14 protein-coding genes are annotated in these 14,835 nt (G+C 61.2%); 6 read left to right on the top strand and 8 right to left on the bottom strand.

What is annotated here, in order from left to right; all coding sequences use genetic code 11:
• Positions 1 to 197: 197 nt before the first annotated feature.
• The 6 genes from JH25_RS10410 to bioB all read right to left on the bottom strand — a co-directional run bounded on the left by JH25_RS10410 (position 198) and on the right by bioB (position 5,039).
• Positions 198 to 479 (bottom strand): hypothetical protein, encoded by a 282-nt coding sequence (locus JH25_RS10410; RefSeq protein ID WP_032879113.1) that lies wholly within the window; start codon positions 477 to 479, stop codon positions 198 to 200.
• Positions 480 to 584: 105 nt separating this feature from the next.
• On the bottom strand, positions 585 to 1,265 hold the full coding sequence (gene bioD / locus JH25_RS10415) for a dethiobiotin synthase (protein ID WP_032879112.1): 681 nt from the start codon (positions 1,263 to 1,265) through the stop codon (positions 585 to 587).
• Complete coding sequence (gene bioC / locus JH25_RS10420; protein WP_032879111.1) at positions 1,262 to 2,074, bottom strand: malonyl-ACP O-methyltransferase BioC; 813 nt, start codon at positions 2,072 to 2,074, stop codon at positions 1,262 to 1,264. Before bioC ends, bioD begins: the two co-directional genes overlap by 4 nt.
• Positions 2,067 to 2,798, bottom strand: a complete 732-nt coding sequence (locus tag JH25_RS10425; RefSeq protein WP_032879110.1) for an alpha/beta fold hydrolase — start codon at positions 2,796 to 2,798, stop codon at positions 2,067 to 2,069. Before JH25_RS10425 ends, bioC begins: the two co-directional genes overlap by 8 nt.
• Entirely contained in the window at positions 2,791 to 3,972 is a 1,182-nt protein-coding gene (gene bioF, locus JH25_RS10430; protein WP_032881194.1) for an 8-amino-7-oxononanoate synthase, read from the bottom strand. Before bioF ends, JH25_RS10425 begins: the two co-directional genes overlap by 8 nt.
• An 11-nt stretch (positions 3,973 to 3,983) precedes the next feature.
• Positions 3,984 to 5,039, bottom strand: a complete 1,056-nt coding sequence (gene bioB / locus JH25_RS10435) for a biotin synthase BioB (protein WP_005792092.1) — start codon at positions 5,037 to 5,039, stop codon at positions 3,984 to 3,986.
• Positions 5,040 to 5,131: 92 nt separating this feature from the next.
• Between bioB and JH25_RS10440 the strand changes: the two genes are divergently transcribed.
• From JH25_RS10440 to rarD, 5 genes are all read left to right on the top strand, one after another.
• The gene (locus JH25_RS10440) at positions 5,132 to 5,869 is read left to right on the top strand and encodes a ComF family protein (RefSeq protein ID WP_032879109.1); all 738 of its coding nucleotides are present in this window, start codon (positions 5,132 to 5,134) and stop codon (positions 5,867 to 5,869) included.
• 57 nt (positions 5,870 to 5,926) lie between these two features.
• Entirely contained in the window at positions 5,927 to 6,691 is a 765-nt protein-coding gene (locus tag JH25_RS10445) for a TOBE domain-containing protein (RefSeq protein ID WP_032879108.1), read from the top strand.
• A gap of 70 nt (positions 6,692 to 6,761) precedes the next feature.
• Entirely contained in the window at positions 6,762 to 8,660 is a 1,899-nt protein-coding gene (locus tag JH25_RS10450) for a PhoX family protein (protein ID WP_032879107.1), read from the top strand.
• A gap of 169 nt (positions 8,661 to 8,829) precedes the next feature.
• A complete protein-coding gene (locus JH25_RS10455; RefSeq protein WP_032879106.1) occupies positions 8,830 to 9,804 on the top strand; it encodes a serine/threonine protein kinase in 975 nt (324 codons plus the stop codon).
• Positions 9,805 to 9,931: 127 nt separating this feature from the next.
• Positions 9,932 to 10,816 (top strand): EamA family transporter RarD, encoded by an 885-nt coding sequence (gene rarD / locus JH25_RS10460; protein ID WP_005792097.1) that lies wholly within the window; start codon positions 9,932 to 9,934, stop codon positions 10,814 to 10,816.
• 222 nt (positions 10,817 to 11,038) lie between these two features.
• Here the strand turns inward: rarD and JH25_RS10465 are convergent, their stop codons facing one another.
• The gene (locus tag JH25_RS10465; protein WP_005792098.1) at positions 11,039 to 11,551 is read right to left on the bottom strand and encodes a glycine cleavage system protein R; all 513 of its coding nucleotides are present in this window, start codon (positions 11,549 to 11,551) and stop codon (positions 11,039 to 11,041) included.
• Positions 11,552 to 11,818: 267 nt separating this feature from the next.
• Between JH25_RS10465 and JH25_RS10470 the strand changes: the two genes are divergently transcribed.
• Complete coding sequence (locus JH25_RS10470) at positions 11,819 to 13,996, top strand: malate synthase G (RefSeq protein WP_032879105.1); 2,178 nt, start codon at positions 11,819 to 11,821, stop codon at positions 13,994 to 13,996.
• A 162-nt stretch (positions 13,997 to 14,158) separates the two neighbouring features.
• Here the strand turns inward: JH25_RS10470 and JH25_RS10475 are convergent, their stop codons facing one another.
• Positions 14,159 to 14,605, bottom strand: a complete 447-nt coding sequence (locus tag JH25_RS10475; RefSeq protein WP_032879104.1) for a response regulator — start codon at positions 14,603 to 14,605, stop codon at positions 14,159 to 14,161.
• Positions 14,606 to 14,835: the final 230 nt, after the last annotated feature.

Genomic DNA, 14,835 nt, shown 5'->3' with positions numbered 1-14,835 from the left:
TCATCGCCAGGCACGGCAAGGCCTGCGGCGGGATGCCACTGCAAAAAACGAATAGAGAACTAGCTCAGGGCCAGGCACAGGCAAATATGGGAGGGGGCTTGCTCCCGATAGCGGTAGGTCAGCTATGAATGGGCACGCTGATACACCGCATCGGGAGCAAGCCCCCTCCCACATTTTTAATTGAGTTCAGCAGGGGATCAGGCGTAGGTATCGATCAACGTACCGAGCATTTCGTCCGAAGCCTTGGCGACTTTTGCCCCCAGCTCGACTTGAAACTTGCCCTGGGCCATTTCCACCATATTGCTCGCCGAGTTTGACGCTTGGGCGCGGTCATTAGCTTGCAGACGATCGCTTTGCGCGGCCGATGGCTGGGCTGTTGCGGCGCTGGCAATCTTGCCGGCCGCCTGGTCGACACGGCTCTGCCCGGTCTGAATACTGCTCAGGCCCGAATAAAACGCGCTGCTTCCAGAGATTTCCATGGCTTAAGCCTGCCTTGAGAGAATCGTGAAGGTGGATTGAAGCAGACATCCCGGCAAAAGGCCCGTCAAAAACACTAATGGCATAATGCCTTGCGATAGCCAAAATCAGTCAAGCAGGTCCAACTCCAGGTACTCCGCCACGGCGGCGGCACTGGCATCCTTGAGCTTCGGCACGCGCCCCAGGCAGGGCGCCGGCAAGCGCTCGGCCAGGGTGGCGAGGTTTTCTTCCAGACGGGAGGTCTTGGGATCGATGATATTCGCCACCCAACCGGCCAGCGGCAAGCCGTCCCGTGCGATCGCTTCGGCGGTCAACAACGCGTGGCTGATGCAGCCCAGGCGCACGCCCACCACCAGGATCACCGGCAATTTGAGCGCGATGGCCAGGTCAGACAGGTTGGCCTGATCGGCCAAGGGCACGCGCCAGCCGCCCGCCCCTTCGATCAAGGTAAAGTCGGCTCCACGGGCCAGGATCTGTTGCATCGGCTTGAGCAACGATTGCACCGTCAGCCCCACGCCCGCCTCGCGCGCAGCCAGATGCGGCGCGATAGCCGGCTCGAATGCCACCGGGTTGACCTCGGCATAACTGAGCGGCAATGAGCACTCGGCCAGCAACGCCAGGGCATCGGCATTGCGCAAACCCTGGGCAGTCAACCGGCACCCCGACGCCACCGGCTTCCCGGCGGCCGTGCTTTTGCCCGCGAGCCTGGCAGCATGCAACAGGCCGGCCGCGATAGTGGTCTTGCCCACATCGGTGTCGGTGCCGGTGATGAAGTACGCGACGCTCATAGCGGTTTCTCCAGTACGGCGTACACCACCTGATACGTGGCGGGCAGGCCCTGAGCCTGACGGAACTGCTCGTATGCGTCTACCAGTGCAACAATCCGCGCGCGCCCCGTCAAGCCGCCGGGGCGGCCGGGGTTGAGGTTATGGGCGCCCAACGCTTTGAGCTCGTGGGTCAGGCTGCGCACATCCGGGTAATGCAGCACATGGGGCTGTCGCGCGAGACTCACCACCCGCAAGCCGCTGGCCGCACATAACTGCTGATAAGCCTCGAAGGTGCGAAAGCGATTGACGTGAACCAAGCCGTCTACCGCTCGCCAGCTTTCGCGCAGTTCATCCAGGGTACCCACGCACAGGCTCGCGAACGCCAACACACCGCCAGGTTGCAATACGCGCTGAGCTTCGCTGAGCACTGCATCGAAGTTGGCACACCATTGCACGGCGAGGCTGGAGAAGAGCAGCTCGAAGCTGTCAGCCTTCAGCGGCAAGCGTTCAGCATCGCCAGCCATGAAATGCGCGGCGCCGCCCAACGGACGCGCGTGGTTGAGCATGCCTTCGGCGATATCCAGCGCCACGCCCTCGCTTCCGGGCAAACGCTCACCCAGCACGCGACTGAAATACCCTGTGCCGCAACCCATATCCAGCCATCGTTGTGGCGAAAGCTCGCTGGGCAAACGGCGGACCAACTCATGCCCTACTGCGCGCTGCAACTCGGCCACGCTGTCGTAGCTGGCCGCTGCACGGGAGAACGAGGCAGCAACCTGGCGCTTGTCCGGCAAGGCACCCGGCAAACAAGGGTGGGATAAGTCAGTCATCAACACACTCATGCAAAAAAGCCTGGATGGCCCCCGCTACACCGTGGGGGTCTTCCAGAAGAAACGCGTGACCGGCCTGTTCAATCAGGCCGACTTCTACATCCGGGAGCAACGCCAGCAGGTCACTGGCAGCTTCGGCAGGTACCAGCCCATCCAGGCCGGCAAACAGATGCAACTGCGGCCCGCGAAATGCCTGCAAGGCCGCGCGGGTATCCAGTTGGGCCAGCAGCTCCAGGCCGGGCATCAACACGCTGGGGGCGGTATGCGGCGCGCCGCTGACCAGCAAGCGCGAGAGCCCGCGAGGCTCCTGCGCGCCCTTGGCACACAACAGGCCGAAGCGCTTGAGGGTGACCTGGGAGTCGGCGTGGCAGCCCGCCAGGAACGCATCGAAGGTCTCGGCGGGCATCCCGTGGGGCCAGCCATCATGGGCGACGAAACACGGGTTGCTCGCCAGGGTCAGCAAACCGCAGCAACGTTCGCCACGGCGTGCCGCCAGCTCCGAAGCAAGCATCCCGCCCAGGGACCAGCCCCCGAGCCAGACGTCGTCCGCCAGCGTCGCATCGAGCTCGTCAAGCCACTCATCCAGATCACTGGAATCCAGCGCCGGCAAGGGTTCGATCTGTACCCGCAGGTGCTCGTTGAGGCCCTGCAGTGCCGCGGCCAACGGTTCCAGCGGCGACACACCGAGACCCCAACCGGGCAGCAGTATCAGGCGATCACGCATGGTCGGGCTCCGCTGCGTTCAACAACCGGAAACATTGCTCTAATCCGTTTAACAATAGCTGCACCTGCGCTTCGCTGTGCGCCGCCGTCAATGTCACGCGCAACCTTGCACTGCCGGCCGGTACAGTCGGCGGGCGGATTGCAGTCACCATCAGCCCACGCTCGCGCAGCATCTGTGACAGACGCAACGCCCGGGCGCTGTCGCCAATCAGGATTGGCTGGATCGGCGTAAAGCTGTCCATCAACGCCAGGCCCAATTGCTCGGCGCCGCGACGGAACTGGCGGATCAACCCGTTGAGGTGCTCACGCCGCCAGTGTTCGCTGCGCAGCAGTTCCAGGCTTTTGAGGGTGGCGCAGGCCAGTGCCGGTGGCTGGCTGGTGGTGTAGATATACGGCCGGGCAAACTGGATCAGGCTTTCGATCAAGTCTTCACTGCCTGCCACAAATGCCCCGGCGGTGCCGAAGGCTTTGCCCAAGGTGCCAACCAGCACCGGTACATCGTCCTGACTCAAGCCAAAATGTTCGACGATGCCGCCGCCATGGGCGCCCAGCGGGCCAAAGCCATGGGCATCATCTACCATCAGCCAGGCACCTTTGGCCCTGGCTTCCCGGGCCAGCGCTGGCAGGTCGGCCAGGTCGCCGTCCATGCTGAACACACCATCGGTGACCACCAGCGTACTGCCGGTGGCCTTTTCCAGGCGCTTGGCCAGGCTGCCCGCGTCGTTATGCAGATAGCGGTTGAACCGCGCCCCGGACAATAAGCCGGCATCCAGCAACGAAGCATGGTTGAGGCGATCTTCCAGCACCGTATCGCCCTGCCCCACCAGCGCCGTGACCGCGCCCAGGTTGGCCATATAGCCGGTGGTAAACAGCAACGCACGCGGGCGCCCGGTCCAGTCAGCCAGGGCTTCTTCCAACTCATGGTGCGGCGTGACGTGACCCACCACCAAATGCGAAGCGCCGCCACCCACGCCCCAACGAGCCGCACCGGCGCGCCAGGCTTCGATCACCTGCGGGTGATTGGCCAGGCCCAGGTAATCGTTGTTGCAGAACGCCAGCAATGGCTGGCCATCCACCACCACTTCAGGGCCTTGGGGGCTCTGAAGCAACGGGCGTTGACGGTAAAGATGTTCGGCACGGCGGGCCGCGAGGCGCGCGGCGAGATCAAAAGACATGCTGGCCTCGATCAAACAGCGGCGTTATAGAACTGCTCGCTGCTCTTTTGCTCCACCAGCGCCTGCTCGATCGCTGCCTGATGAACTTCATCGGCGTGCTCTTCACGAGCTTCGGGCAGGATGCCCAGGCGTGCGAACAGCTGCATGTCCTTGTCAGCCTGAGGGTTGGCGGTGGTCAGCAATTTATCGCCGTAGAAGATCGAGTTGGCACCGGCAAAAAACGCCAGGGCCTGCATCTGCTCGTTCATGGCTTCGCGGCCAGCGGACAGGCGCACGTGGGATTGCGGCATCAGGATGCGCGCCACCGCCAGCATACGGATGAAGTCGAAGGGGTCGATGTCCTCGGCGTTTTCCAACGGCGTACCGGCCACCTTCACGAGCATGTTGATCGGCACCGACTCCGGATGCTCTGGCAGGTTGGCCAGTTGGATCAGCAGGTTGGCACGGTCGTCCAGGGACTCGCCCATGCCGAGGATGCCGCCCGAGCAGATCTTCATCCCCGAATCACGCACGTAGGCCAGGGTTTGCAAGCGCTCGCTGTAGGTACGGGTGGTGATGATCGAGCCGTAGAACTCTGGCGATGTGTCGAGGTTATGGTTGTAGTAATCCAGGCCGGCCTGGGCCAGCGCTTCGGTCTGGTCCTGATCGAGACGGCCCAGGGTCATGCAGGTTTCCAGGCCCATGGCCTTTACGCCTTTGACCATCTCCAGCACGTAGGGCATGTCTTTGGCCGACGGGTGTTTCCACGCCGCGCCCATGCAAAAGCGCGTCGAGCCGATGGCCTTGGCGCGGGCGGCCTCTTCGAGGACCTTCTGCACCTCCATCAGCTTCTCTTTTTCCAGGCCGGTGTTGTAGTGACCCGACTGCGGACAATATTTGCAATCTTCCGGGCAGGCGCCGGTCTTGATCGACAGCAGGGTCGATACCTGCACGCGGTTGGCGTCGAAATGCGCGCGGTGCACGGTCTGCGCCTGGAACAACAGGTCATTGAACGGCTGCACGAACAGGGCTTTGACTTCGGCCAAAGACCAGTCGTGACGCAGGGTGGCAGAGGTGCTGGCGCTCATGGGCGATTCCTTGATTATGCTTTGGCTAACGCTGCGGGAAGGGCAATACCCACAGGCACGACACGGATGCTCGGCATATTTAAGGAAGATTCATGCACTGTCAACCTGAGTACAAACACCAAGTTTACATCTGGTTAAAAAACAAACAGATCTGTCTGATCTGTGACGAATGCACAGACTCCGCCGAAAATGTATGCAATACCTGCGAAACAGAACTGCCATGGCTGCTTGAGCATTGTGAACAGTGCGCCTTGCCTTTGCCGATGGACGGGTTGATCTGCGGCCAGTGCCAAAAACACCCTCCGGCCTTTAACCAGGTGATCGCACCCTGGACCTACAGTTTTCCCATCGACACCCTGGTCAGCCGCTTCAAGCATCAGGCTCGCTGGCCGCTGGGCCACATGCTGGCGCGCCTGCTGGGGCAGCACCTGCAGCACCGCTTCGATAACGCCGAACTCAACCGCCCCGACTATCTACTGCCGGTCCCCATGGCCCGCAAACGCCTGCGCCAACGCGGCTTTAACCAGGCGCAGATGGTGGCTCGCTGGCTCAGTAGCGCGCTCGACATTCCCCTCAATGAGCACGCGCTGCTGCGCCCGCTTGAAACCGTGGCGCAGCAAGACCTCGACGCCAAGACGCGTAAGCGTAACCTGCTCAACGCCTTTGCCCTGGCGCCCGGCGCTCAAGTCGCAGGGCAACACCTGGCGCTGGTGGACGATGTACTCACCACCGGCGCTACCGCCCACAGCCTGGCGCGGTTATTGATGGGCGCCGGCGCACGCCAGGTCGATGTCTATTGCCTGGCCCGCACCCCCAAACCCGGCCCCTGACTTGACTCCCCTGCTTCAGGGCGGCAACGTCGGCTTATCTCATCCAAGCGTATGCCCATGTCTCTGCCCAGCCCACTCAGCCAGCACATCATCCGTCGCCCCCAACGCATTGCCTTGCTGGGGCATATCGCCGAGCAGGGCTCCATCACCCGTGCCGCCAAAAGTGCGGGGTTGAGTTACAAGGCCGCCTGGGACGCCATCGATGAACTGAACAACCTGGCGCAAAAACCGCTGGTGGAACGCAGCGTCGGTGGCAAAGGCGGTGGCGGCGCCAAGCTGACGCAAGAAGGTGAACGAGTGCTGCGCCTTTATCAGCGCCTGCAAGTGCTGCAGGCCGAGCTGCTCGGTTCGGACGAAGCGGCCAGTGACTTCAACCTGCTCAGCCGCTTGATGCTGCGCACCAGTGCACGCAACCAATTGCACGGCCAGGTCATCGCCATCGACAGCCAGGGCCGCAACGACAGGATTCGCCTGCAACTGGCCGGCGACCTGTACCTCGACGCCCAGATTACCCACGACAGCACCCAACGGCTGGAGCTGCAGGCCGGCGTGGAGGTGGTCGCCCTGATCAAAGCGGGATGGCTGGAGTTGCGGGCGATCGGGCACCCAGAAACACCTGGACACAATTGCATGAGCGGTGTGATCGAGACGATTCTCGACGCCAAGGATGGCCCCAGCGAGGTGCGTATCGCCTTGCCCAACGGCCAGGTGTTATGCGCGCTGGCACCGCCCGCTGCACTCCTAGTACTCAACGCTGCCGAGGGCCAGCCGATCCAGGTGCAATTCGCACCCAGCAATGTGCTGCTCGGGACCCCGGTATAACGTCTTCAGGCTGCAACAATTTGGTCACAACCGCTCCTTAAGGTATCTGCAAAAATCGCGGGAGCCTGAGATGAGCCTATTAGAAGAAAACCAAGCCACTGACCTTGAACAAATGGTCGGCCTGACCCGCCGTCGCTTTATCGGCGCGGGCGCCCTGTGCGGCGCCGCGATGTTCCTCGGCGGTAACCTGCTGAGCCGCAGCGCCCTGGCGGTGAATGCTGCCTCCGCCAGCCCGCTGTTGGGTTTTACCAGCATCGCCGCCGCCACCAGCGACACCATTACCCTGCCCCCTGGCTACAGTGCTTCGGTGCTGATCAGTTGGGGCCAGCCGCTGCACAAGAACGCCCCGGCTTTCGACCCGTCGGGCAATGGCACGGCCAAGGCCCAGGAACAGCAATTTGGCGACAACAACGACGGCATGAGCCTGTTTCCGTTCCCGGGCGACGACAACCGCGCCTTGATGGCGATCAACAACGAATACACCAACTACCGCTACCTCTACGCCCACGGCGGCACGCCACAATCGGCCGAGGAGGTACGCAAGGCCCTGGCCAGCGAGGGCGTGTCGGTGATCGAAGTACGGCGCAAGGGCGACACCTGGCAGTTCGTCCAGGACTCACGCTACAACCGGCGCATCCATGGCAACTCACCAATCCGCTTGAGCGGCCCCGCTGCCGGCCATGACTGGTTGAAAACCACTGCCGACAAAACCGGCAAGAAAGTCCTGGGTACGTTCCAGAACTGCGCCAACGGCAAGACACCGTGGGGCACCTACCTGACCTGCGAAGAGAACTTCACCGACTGCTTCGGCAGCAGCAACCCGCAGCAAGCGTTCGACGCCGGGCAGAAACGCTACGGCGTAGTGGCCGCCAGCAAAGACATCAACTGGCACCCGCACGACCCACGCTTCGACATGGCCAAGAACCCCAACGAACTCAACCGCCATGGCTGGGTGGTGGAAATCGACCCGTTCGATCCGCAATCCACTCCGGTCAAGCGCACGGCCCTGGGCCGCTTCAAACATGAAAACGCGGCGCTGGCCGAAACGCGCGACGGCCGCGCCGTGGTGTACATGGGCGACGACGAACGCGGCGAGTTCATCTACAAGTTCGTCAGCCGCGATCAGATCAACCACAGCAATCCGAAAGCCAACAAAGACCTGCTCGACCACGGCACCTTGTACGTGGCCATCTTCGATGCGGGCGACGGTAACGCCGATCATCCCAAGGGCAAAGGCCAATGGGTTGAACTCACCCATGGCAAAAACGGCATCGACGCCGGCAGCGGTTTCGCCAACCAGGCAGAGGTGCTGATCCATGCGCGCCTGGCCGCCAGCGTAGTGAAGGCCACGCGCATGGACCGCCCGGAGTGGATCGTCGTCAGCCCCACCGACGGCCAGGTCTACTGCACCCTGACCAACAACGCCAAGCGCGGCGAAGACGGCCAGCCGGTGGGCGGCCCCAACCCGCGAGAGAAAAACGTCTACGGCCAGATCCTGCGCTGGAAAGCCGACGCCGATAACCACGGCGCCACAGACTTTACCTGGGACCTGTTCGTAGTGGCCGGAAACCCGGGCGTGCACGGTGGTACGCCGAAGGGCGGCTCGTCCAATATCAACCCACAGAACATGTTCAACAGCCCCGACGGCCTGGGCTTCGACAAGGCCGGGCGCCTGTGGATCCTCACCGACGGCGACTACAGCAACGCGGGCGACTTTGCCGGCATGGGCAACAACCAGATGCTGTGTGCCGACCCGAGCACCGGGGAAATCCGCCGTTTCATGGTCGGGCCGGTGGCGTGTGAGGTCACCGGGATCAGCTTTGCGCCGGATCAGAAGACGTTGTTTGTGGGGATTCAGCATCCGGGAGAAACCGGTGGTTCGACTTGGCCTGAACATCTGCCGAACGGCAAGCCGCGTTCGTCGGTGATGGCGATTCGGCGGGATGATGGCGGGATCGTAGGCGCCTGACAGGGCCTCATCGTGGGCAAGCCCCCTCCCACAATTCTGAATTGCGAATACATTCAAATGTGGGAGGGGGCTTGCCCCCGATTGCAATAGCACAGCCACCACCTATCCCAGCCCCGGTGCGTTACCATACCCGGCCGGACGCGGCGCCCTGCTGCGCGCAGGAGTTCGCATGGCTCACCCGTTTGAAACACTCACCCCTGATCTGGTCCTCGACGCCGTCGAAAGCATCGGCTTTCTCAGCGATGCGCGCGTGTTGGCGCTCAACAGCTACGAAAACCGCGTGTACCAGGTGGGCATCGAAGACGCCGAACCGCTGATCGCCAAGTTCTACCGGCCCCAACGCTGGACTAACGAGGCGATCCTCGAAGAGCACCGCTTTACCTTCGAACTGGCCGAGTGCGAAGTGCCCGTGGTGGCCCCGCTGATTCACAACGGCGAGAGCCTGTTCGAACACGCAGGTTTCCGCTTCACCCTGTTTCCCCGCCGTGGCGGCCGCGCGCCGGAGCCAGGCAACCTCGACCAGCTTTATCGCCTTGGGCAGTTGCTCGGCCGTTTGCACGCCGTGGGGTCAACCCGCCCGTTCGAACATCGCGAAGCCCTAGCCGTGAAGAACTTCGGTCACGATTCCCTCAACACCTTGCTCGAAGGCAACTTCATTCCCAAAAGCCTGTTGCCGGCCTATGAATCCGTGGCCCGCGACCTGCTCAAGCGTGTGGAAGAGGTTTATAAAGCCACGCCGCACAAGAACATCCGCATGCACGGCGATTGCCACCCCGGCAACATGATGTGCCGCGACGAGATGTTCCATATCGTCGACCTCGACGACTGCCGCATGGGACCGGCGGTGCAAGACCTGTGGATGATGCTCGCTGGCGACCGCCAGGAATGCCTGGGCCAGCTGTCGGAACTGATGGACGGCTATCAGGAGTTCCACGATTTCGACCCCCGCGAACTCGCCCTGATCGAACCGTTGCGCGCCTTGCGCCTGATGCACTACAGCGCCTGGCTGGCACGGCGCTGGGACGATCCGGCGTTTCCCCACAGCTTCCCGTGGTTTGGCACCGAGCGGTATTGGGGCGACCAGGTGCTGGCGTTGCGTGAGCAACTGTCGGCGCTCAATGAAGAACCGCTAAAACTCTTCTGACTGCTTTGCTTTATGTGGGAGCGAGCCCCCCTCCCACATAAAAATCCCCATTGCCAAGCAAGTCCCCATTGTCTGACAAATATCCTTACAATCGCGCTTTGTTAGCTGCCTAAGCAAGGATTCTGCAATGCAAGCCGCCAACCCTCGCAAGGGGTACATCCTGGGCCTGAGCGCCTACGTCATCTGGGGTCTGTTCCCGCTCTATTTCAAAGCCATCGCCAGCGTGCCCGCCGCCGAGATCATCGTGCACCGCGTGCTGTGGTCAGCGCTGTTCGGCGGCTTGCTGTTGATGGTGTGGAAGCACCCTGGCTGGTTTCGCGAACTGCGTGACAACCCCAAGCGCCTGGCGATCCTGGCACTCAGCGGTTCGCTGATCGCGGCCAACTGGCTGACCTATGTGTGGTCGGTGAACAGTGGGCGCATGCTTGAAGCCAGCCTGGGTTACTACATCAACCCGCTGGTGAATGTACTGTTGGGTATGTTGATACTCGGTGAACGCCTGCGCCGCCTGCAATGGGTGGCGGTGGGGTTGGCGGCGGTCGGTGTGGCGCAACAAGTGTGGCAGGTGGGTAGCTTGCCATGGGTGTCGCTGGCGCTGGCGTTGACGTTCGGTTTTTACGGCTTGATCCGTAAACAGGCCCCGGTCAAGGCACTTCCGGGGCTGGTGGTGGAAACCTGGATGCTGGTGCCGATTGCCGTCGCCTGGTTGCTGTTCAATCCATCGGCCCACAGTGCACAACTGGAATTCTGGAGCACCTCCGAAGCCTGGTGGTTGGTGGCCGCAGGTCCGGTAACCCTGATTCCATTGGTCTGCTTTAACGCCGCAGCACGGCATTTGCCCTATACCGCACTGGGCTTTTTGCAATACGTGGCGCCGACCCTGGTGCTGTTGGAAGCGGTATTGCTGTTCGGCGAACACCTGGCGCCGGCCACGCTGATTGCCTTCGCCTTCATCTGGGCCGGGCTGGTGATCTACAGCGTGGATGCATGGCTGACGGTGCGCAAACGCTGATCAAATAACGCACAAACCTTTGCAAGCCACGGCGCCCGTGGCTTGCAGCGTTTCACCCCAAGGTTATCCACAACCTGATCCCCGCCATTTGTGCACAAGCCCTTGAAACTGCTCGTTTTTTGCTCAGCTGACGGAGAAGTCCGGCCGACGTGGCCTGGCGCCGGGTCTCTACAGGTTATCCACAGGCCCATGCAAGATTTCCATGCATAACCTTGTGGGTGGTTATTCCTCGTTGCGCAGTTCCACCATCAAGTCGTCGGCCAAGGTCTCAAGCGATTCCTGCAAGCGCTCCAGAGACAACGTAGACGGCACCTGCAACAAAGCCTCGGCGTTGAACAACGGGTCCCCGCTCATGGGCGCCGGGCGTACATCGGTACTCAAGCGCTCCACGTTGACACCCTGCTGGCTCAACAGCGCAGTAATCTCGCGCACGATGCCCGAGCGGTCATTGCCCACCAGCGTCATCACAATCGATTTGGACACTGCCGCCTGCCCTGTACTGCCCTCGCCCACCAGCACGCGTATGCCGTGTGTGGATAAGTCTTCCAGCGCGCCCACCAGTGCCTGACGTTGCTCCGTCGGCACGCTGACCCGCAGGATCCCGGCAAACTGCCCAGCCATGTGGGCCATGCGGCTTTCCAGCCAGTTACCACCGTGGGCGGCAATGTTCTGCGCGATGCGTTCAACCAGGCCGGGTTTGTCGGCAGCGATAATTGTGAGTACAAGATGGTCCATGGCGAAGCCCTCTGGAATTCAATCTACAAGGTGGACCCGGGAGCCCTCGAAAACAAATCGTGTACCATTTTTATATTTATCTGGAACAATCCAATAGTTTTTTGAGAACATCCGATTCTCCGCTGTGACCGTACGACCAAAGTGGGTCGCTAAACGACGTATTTAGTCTAATTTTCACAACCGCAAGTCATCATGTAGTATGCCCAACCGTGCACTACATAATGAAAATCTGAAAAAGCGCATAAGCTCCGCAGAGTGAGGCAAGCAATGACTGAACACGTTCAAGTCGGTGGCCTGCAGGTCGCCAAAGTCCTGTTCGACTTCGTGAACAACGAAGCCATTCCCGGTACCGGCATTACTGCCGACCAGTTCTGGGCCGGTGCCGACAAGGTCATCCACGACCTGGCACCGAAGAACAAAGCCCTACTCGCCAAACGCGACGATTTCCAGGCGCGGATCGATACCTGGCACCAGACTCACGCCGGCCAGGCCCACGACCCGGTGGCCTACAAAGCCTTCCTGCAAGACATCGGATACCTGCTGCCAGAAGCCGCAGACTTTGAGGCCTCGACGCAAAACGTCGACGACGAAATCGCGCGCATGGCCGGCCCGCAACTGGTGGTGCCGGTGATGAATGCGCGCTTCGCCCTCAACGCCTCGAATGCGCGCTGGGGCTCGCTGTATGACGCGTTGTACGGCACCGACGCCATAAGCGAAGCCAACGGCGCCGAAAAGGGCAAGGGCTACAACAAGGTGCGTGGCGACAAGGTCATCGCCTTCGCCCGCGCCTTCCTCGACGAAGCCGCACCGCTGAGCGCGGGCAGCCACGTCGATTCCACCGGCTACAAGATCGTCGACGGCAAGCTGATCGTGAGCCTCAAAGGCGGCAGCAACAGCGGCCTGCGTGACGATGTCCAGTTGATCGGTTTCCAGGGCCCCGCGGCCGAGCCGATTGCGCTCCTGTTCAAACACAACGGCCTGCACTTCGAGTTGCAGATCGACGCCAGCACCCCGGTCGGCCAGACCGATGCCGCCGGCGTCAAAGACGTGCTGATGGAAGCCGCGCTGACCACCATCATGGACTGCGAAGACTCCGTTGCCGCCGTGGATGCCGATGACAAGGTGGTGATCTACCGCAACTGGCTCGGGCTGATGAAGGGCGACCTGGCCGAAGAAGTGGCCAAGGGCGGCAAGACCTTTACTCGTACCATGAACCCTGATCGCGTCTACACCGGCATCGACGGTAACGACGTGACCCTGCACGGCCGTTCGCTGTTGTTCGTGCGCAACGTTGGCCACTTGATGACCATCGATGCGATCCTCGATAAAGACGGCAACGAAGTGCCCGAAGGCATCCTCGACGGCCTGATCACCAGCCTGGCGGCGATCCACAGCCTCAATGGCAACAACACGCGCAAGAACAGCCGCACAGGTTCGGTGTACATCGTCAAACCGAAGATGCACGGCCCGGAAGAAGCCGCGTTCACCAACGAGCTGTTCGGTCGCATCGAAGAGGTGCTGAACCTGGCGCGTAATACGCTCAAAGTCGGGATCATGGACGAGGAGCGCCGTACCACGGTCAACCTCAAGGCCTGCATCAAGGCCGCCAGCGAGCGCGTGGTGTTTATCAACACCGGCTTCCTCGACCGTACCGGCGACGAAATCCACACCTCCATGGAAGCCGGCGCGATGGTGCGCAAGGCCGCCATGAAGGCGGAAAAATGGATCGGCGCCTACGAAAACTGGAACGTCGATATCGGCTTGAGCACCGGCCTGCAAGGCCGTGCACAAATCGGTAAAGGCATGTGGGCCATGCCCGACCTGATGGCGGCGATGCTTGAGCAGAAAATCGCCCATCCATTGGCCGGTGCCAACACCGCCTGGGTACCGTCGCCGACCGCTGCGGCGCTACACGCGTTGCACTATCACAAGGTCGACGTATTTGCCCGCCAGGCCGAACTGGCCAAGCGCGAACGCGCCTCGGTGGACGATATCCTCACCATTCCTCTGGCCAGCAACACCGATTGGTCGGACGAAGAGATCCGCAATGAACTGGACAACAACGCCCAGGGCATCCTTGGCTATGTGGTCCGTTGGATTGACCAGGGCGTTGGCTGTTCGAAAGTACCGGACATCAACGATGTGGGCCTGATGGAAGACCGCGCCACCCTGCGTATCTCCAGCCAGCACATTGCCAACTGGCTGCGCCACGGCGTCGTCAACCAAGACCAAGTGATGGAAAGCCTCAAGCGCATGGCGCCGGTGGTGGACCGTCAGAATGCCGGGGACGCGTTGTATCGTCCGTTGGCGCCGGATTTCGACAGCAATATCGCGTTCCAGGCAGCGGTGGAGTTGGTGATTGAAGGGACCAAGCAGCCCAATGGGTATACCGAGCCGGTGTTGCACCGCAGGCGTCGGGAGTTCAAGGCTAAAAACGGCCTGTAAATGAAAAAGCCCTGATCGAGAGATCAGGGCTTTTTAGTTGGGTTGAGGATGACTGAACCGGCGCAATCGGGAGCAAGCCCCCTCCCACATTCTAAAAGTGTTCGCAGTTCAAAATGTGGGAGAGGGCTTGCTCCCGATGAGGCCATCACAGCATCACAAAAATCAGGAAGCCATCCCCAACTCCCGCTTCACCAACTTCGCCAACTTCACGCTATCTATCGGCTTGAGCAAGAAATCCACCACACTCAAGTGCATCGCATCGATCACATCCGGCGCTTCGGCGTCACCCGACATGATGATGATCGGCAGCGCCGCCCGGGTCGACTCACGCACCTGACGGATCAACTCCAGGCCGTTGCTGGGCTGCATGCGCAGGTCGGTGATCAGCAAACCGATAGAGCCGCTCGATTTCAACAAATCCCATGCCGCCTCACCACTGTCGGCGGTCAAGCAACGAATACCGTCCAGCCCCAGGATTTCCGCCAACAGTTCACGCGCATCCTTGTCGTCGTCCACGATCAATACGCGTTGGGGCGGTAAATCAGGCTCGAGCATCACGGCGCTCAGCGCCTCGCGCTCGGCATCACTCAAAATATCGTGGTCGGACATACGTTTCTCAGCAGTTCTAAATCAATCTCCCAGCACTCGTCAGACATCTGTGCAAGGTCGAACAATGTGCACTTCGTCGGAAAGTTTGCCTAGTGGGCGTTCTACGGGGTTTGGACGATAGTCATGTAAGGTTTTTCCCTAGTTTTGCAGCGTTTTCACCGACCTAGACTTACGTCCAATGGGCACCCGCGGTGCAGGAGTCGACCATGCAGCACGATAACGACAAAAAA

It is taken from the genome of Pseudomonas sp. BRG-100 (assembly GCF_000737955.1).
In the GTDB taxonomy this organism is placed as follows: Bacteria; Pseudomonadota; Gammaproteobacteria; order Pseudomonadales; family Pseudomonadaceae; genus Aquipseudomonas; species Aquipseudomonas synxantha_A.
This window is presented reverse-complemented; position numbering and strand designations above follow the sequence as displayed.

What these genes read in the sequence shown, in the direction of transcription:
- JH25_RS10410 (WP_032879113.1), bottom strand. Translation starts at nt 479, where the DNA reads ATGGAAATCTCTGGAAGCAGCGCGTTTTATTCGGGCCTGAGCAGTATT.
- bioD (WP_032879112.1), bottom strand. Translation starts at nt 1,265, where the DNA reads ATGAGCGTCGCGTACTTCATCACCGGCACCGACACCGATGTGGGCAAG.
- bioC (WP_032879111.1), bottom strand. Translation starts at nt 2,074, where the DNA reads ATGACTGACTTATCCCACCCTTGTTTGCCGGGTGCCTTGCCGGACAAG.
- JH25_RS10425 (WP_032879110.1), bottom strand. Translation starts at nt 2,798, where the DNA reads ATGCGTGATCGCCTGATACTGCTGCCCGGTTGGGGTCTCGGTGTGTCG.
- bioF (WP_032881194.1), bottom strand. Translation starts at nt 3,972, where the DNA reads ATGTCTTTTGATCTCGCCGCGCGCCTCGCGGCCCGCCGTGCCGAACAT.
- bioB (WP_005792092.1), bottom strand. Translation starts at nt 5,039, where the DNA reads ATGAGCGCCAGCACCTCTGCCACCCTGCGTCACGACTGGTCTTTGGCC.
- JH25_RS10440 (WP_032879109.1), top strand. Translation starts at nt 5,132, where the DNA reads ATGCACTGTCAACCTGAGTACAAACACCAAGTTTACATCTGGTTAAAA.
- JH25_RS10445 (WP_032879108.1), top strand. Translation starts at nt 5,927, where the DNA reads ATGTCTCTGCCCAGCCCACTCAGCCAGCACATCATCCGTCGCCCCCAA.
- JH25_RS10450 (WP_032879107.1), top strand. Translation starts at nt 6,762, where the DNA reads ATGAGCCTATTAGAAGAAAACCAAGCCACTGACCTTGAACAAATGGTC.
- JH25_RS10455 (WP_032879106.1), top strand. Translation starts at nt 8,830, where the DNA reads ATGGCTCACCCGTTTGAAACACTCACCCCTGATCTGGTCCTCGACGCC.
- rarD (WP_005792097.1), top strand. Translation starts at nt 9,932, where the DNA reads ATGCAAGCCGCCAACCCTCGCAAGGGGTACATCCTGGGCCTGAGCGCC.
- JH25_RS10465 (WP_005792098.1), bottom strand. Translation starts at nt 11,551, where the DNA reads ATGGACCATCTTGTACTCACAATTATCGCTGCCGACAAACCCGGCCTG.
- JH25_RS10470 (WP_032879105.1), top strand. Translation starts at nt 11,819, where the DNA reads ATGACTGAACACGTTCAAGTCGGTGGCCTGCAGGTCGCCAAAGTCCTG.
- JH25_RS10475 (WP_032879104.1), bottom strand. Translation starts at nt 14,605, where the DNA reads ATGTCCGACCACGATATTTTGAGTGATGCCGAGCGCGAGGCGCTGAGC.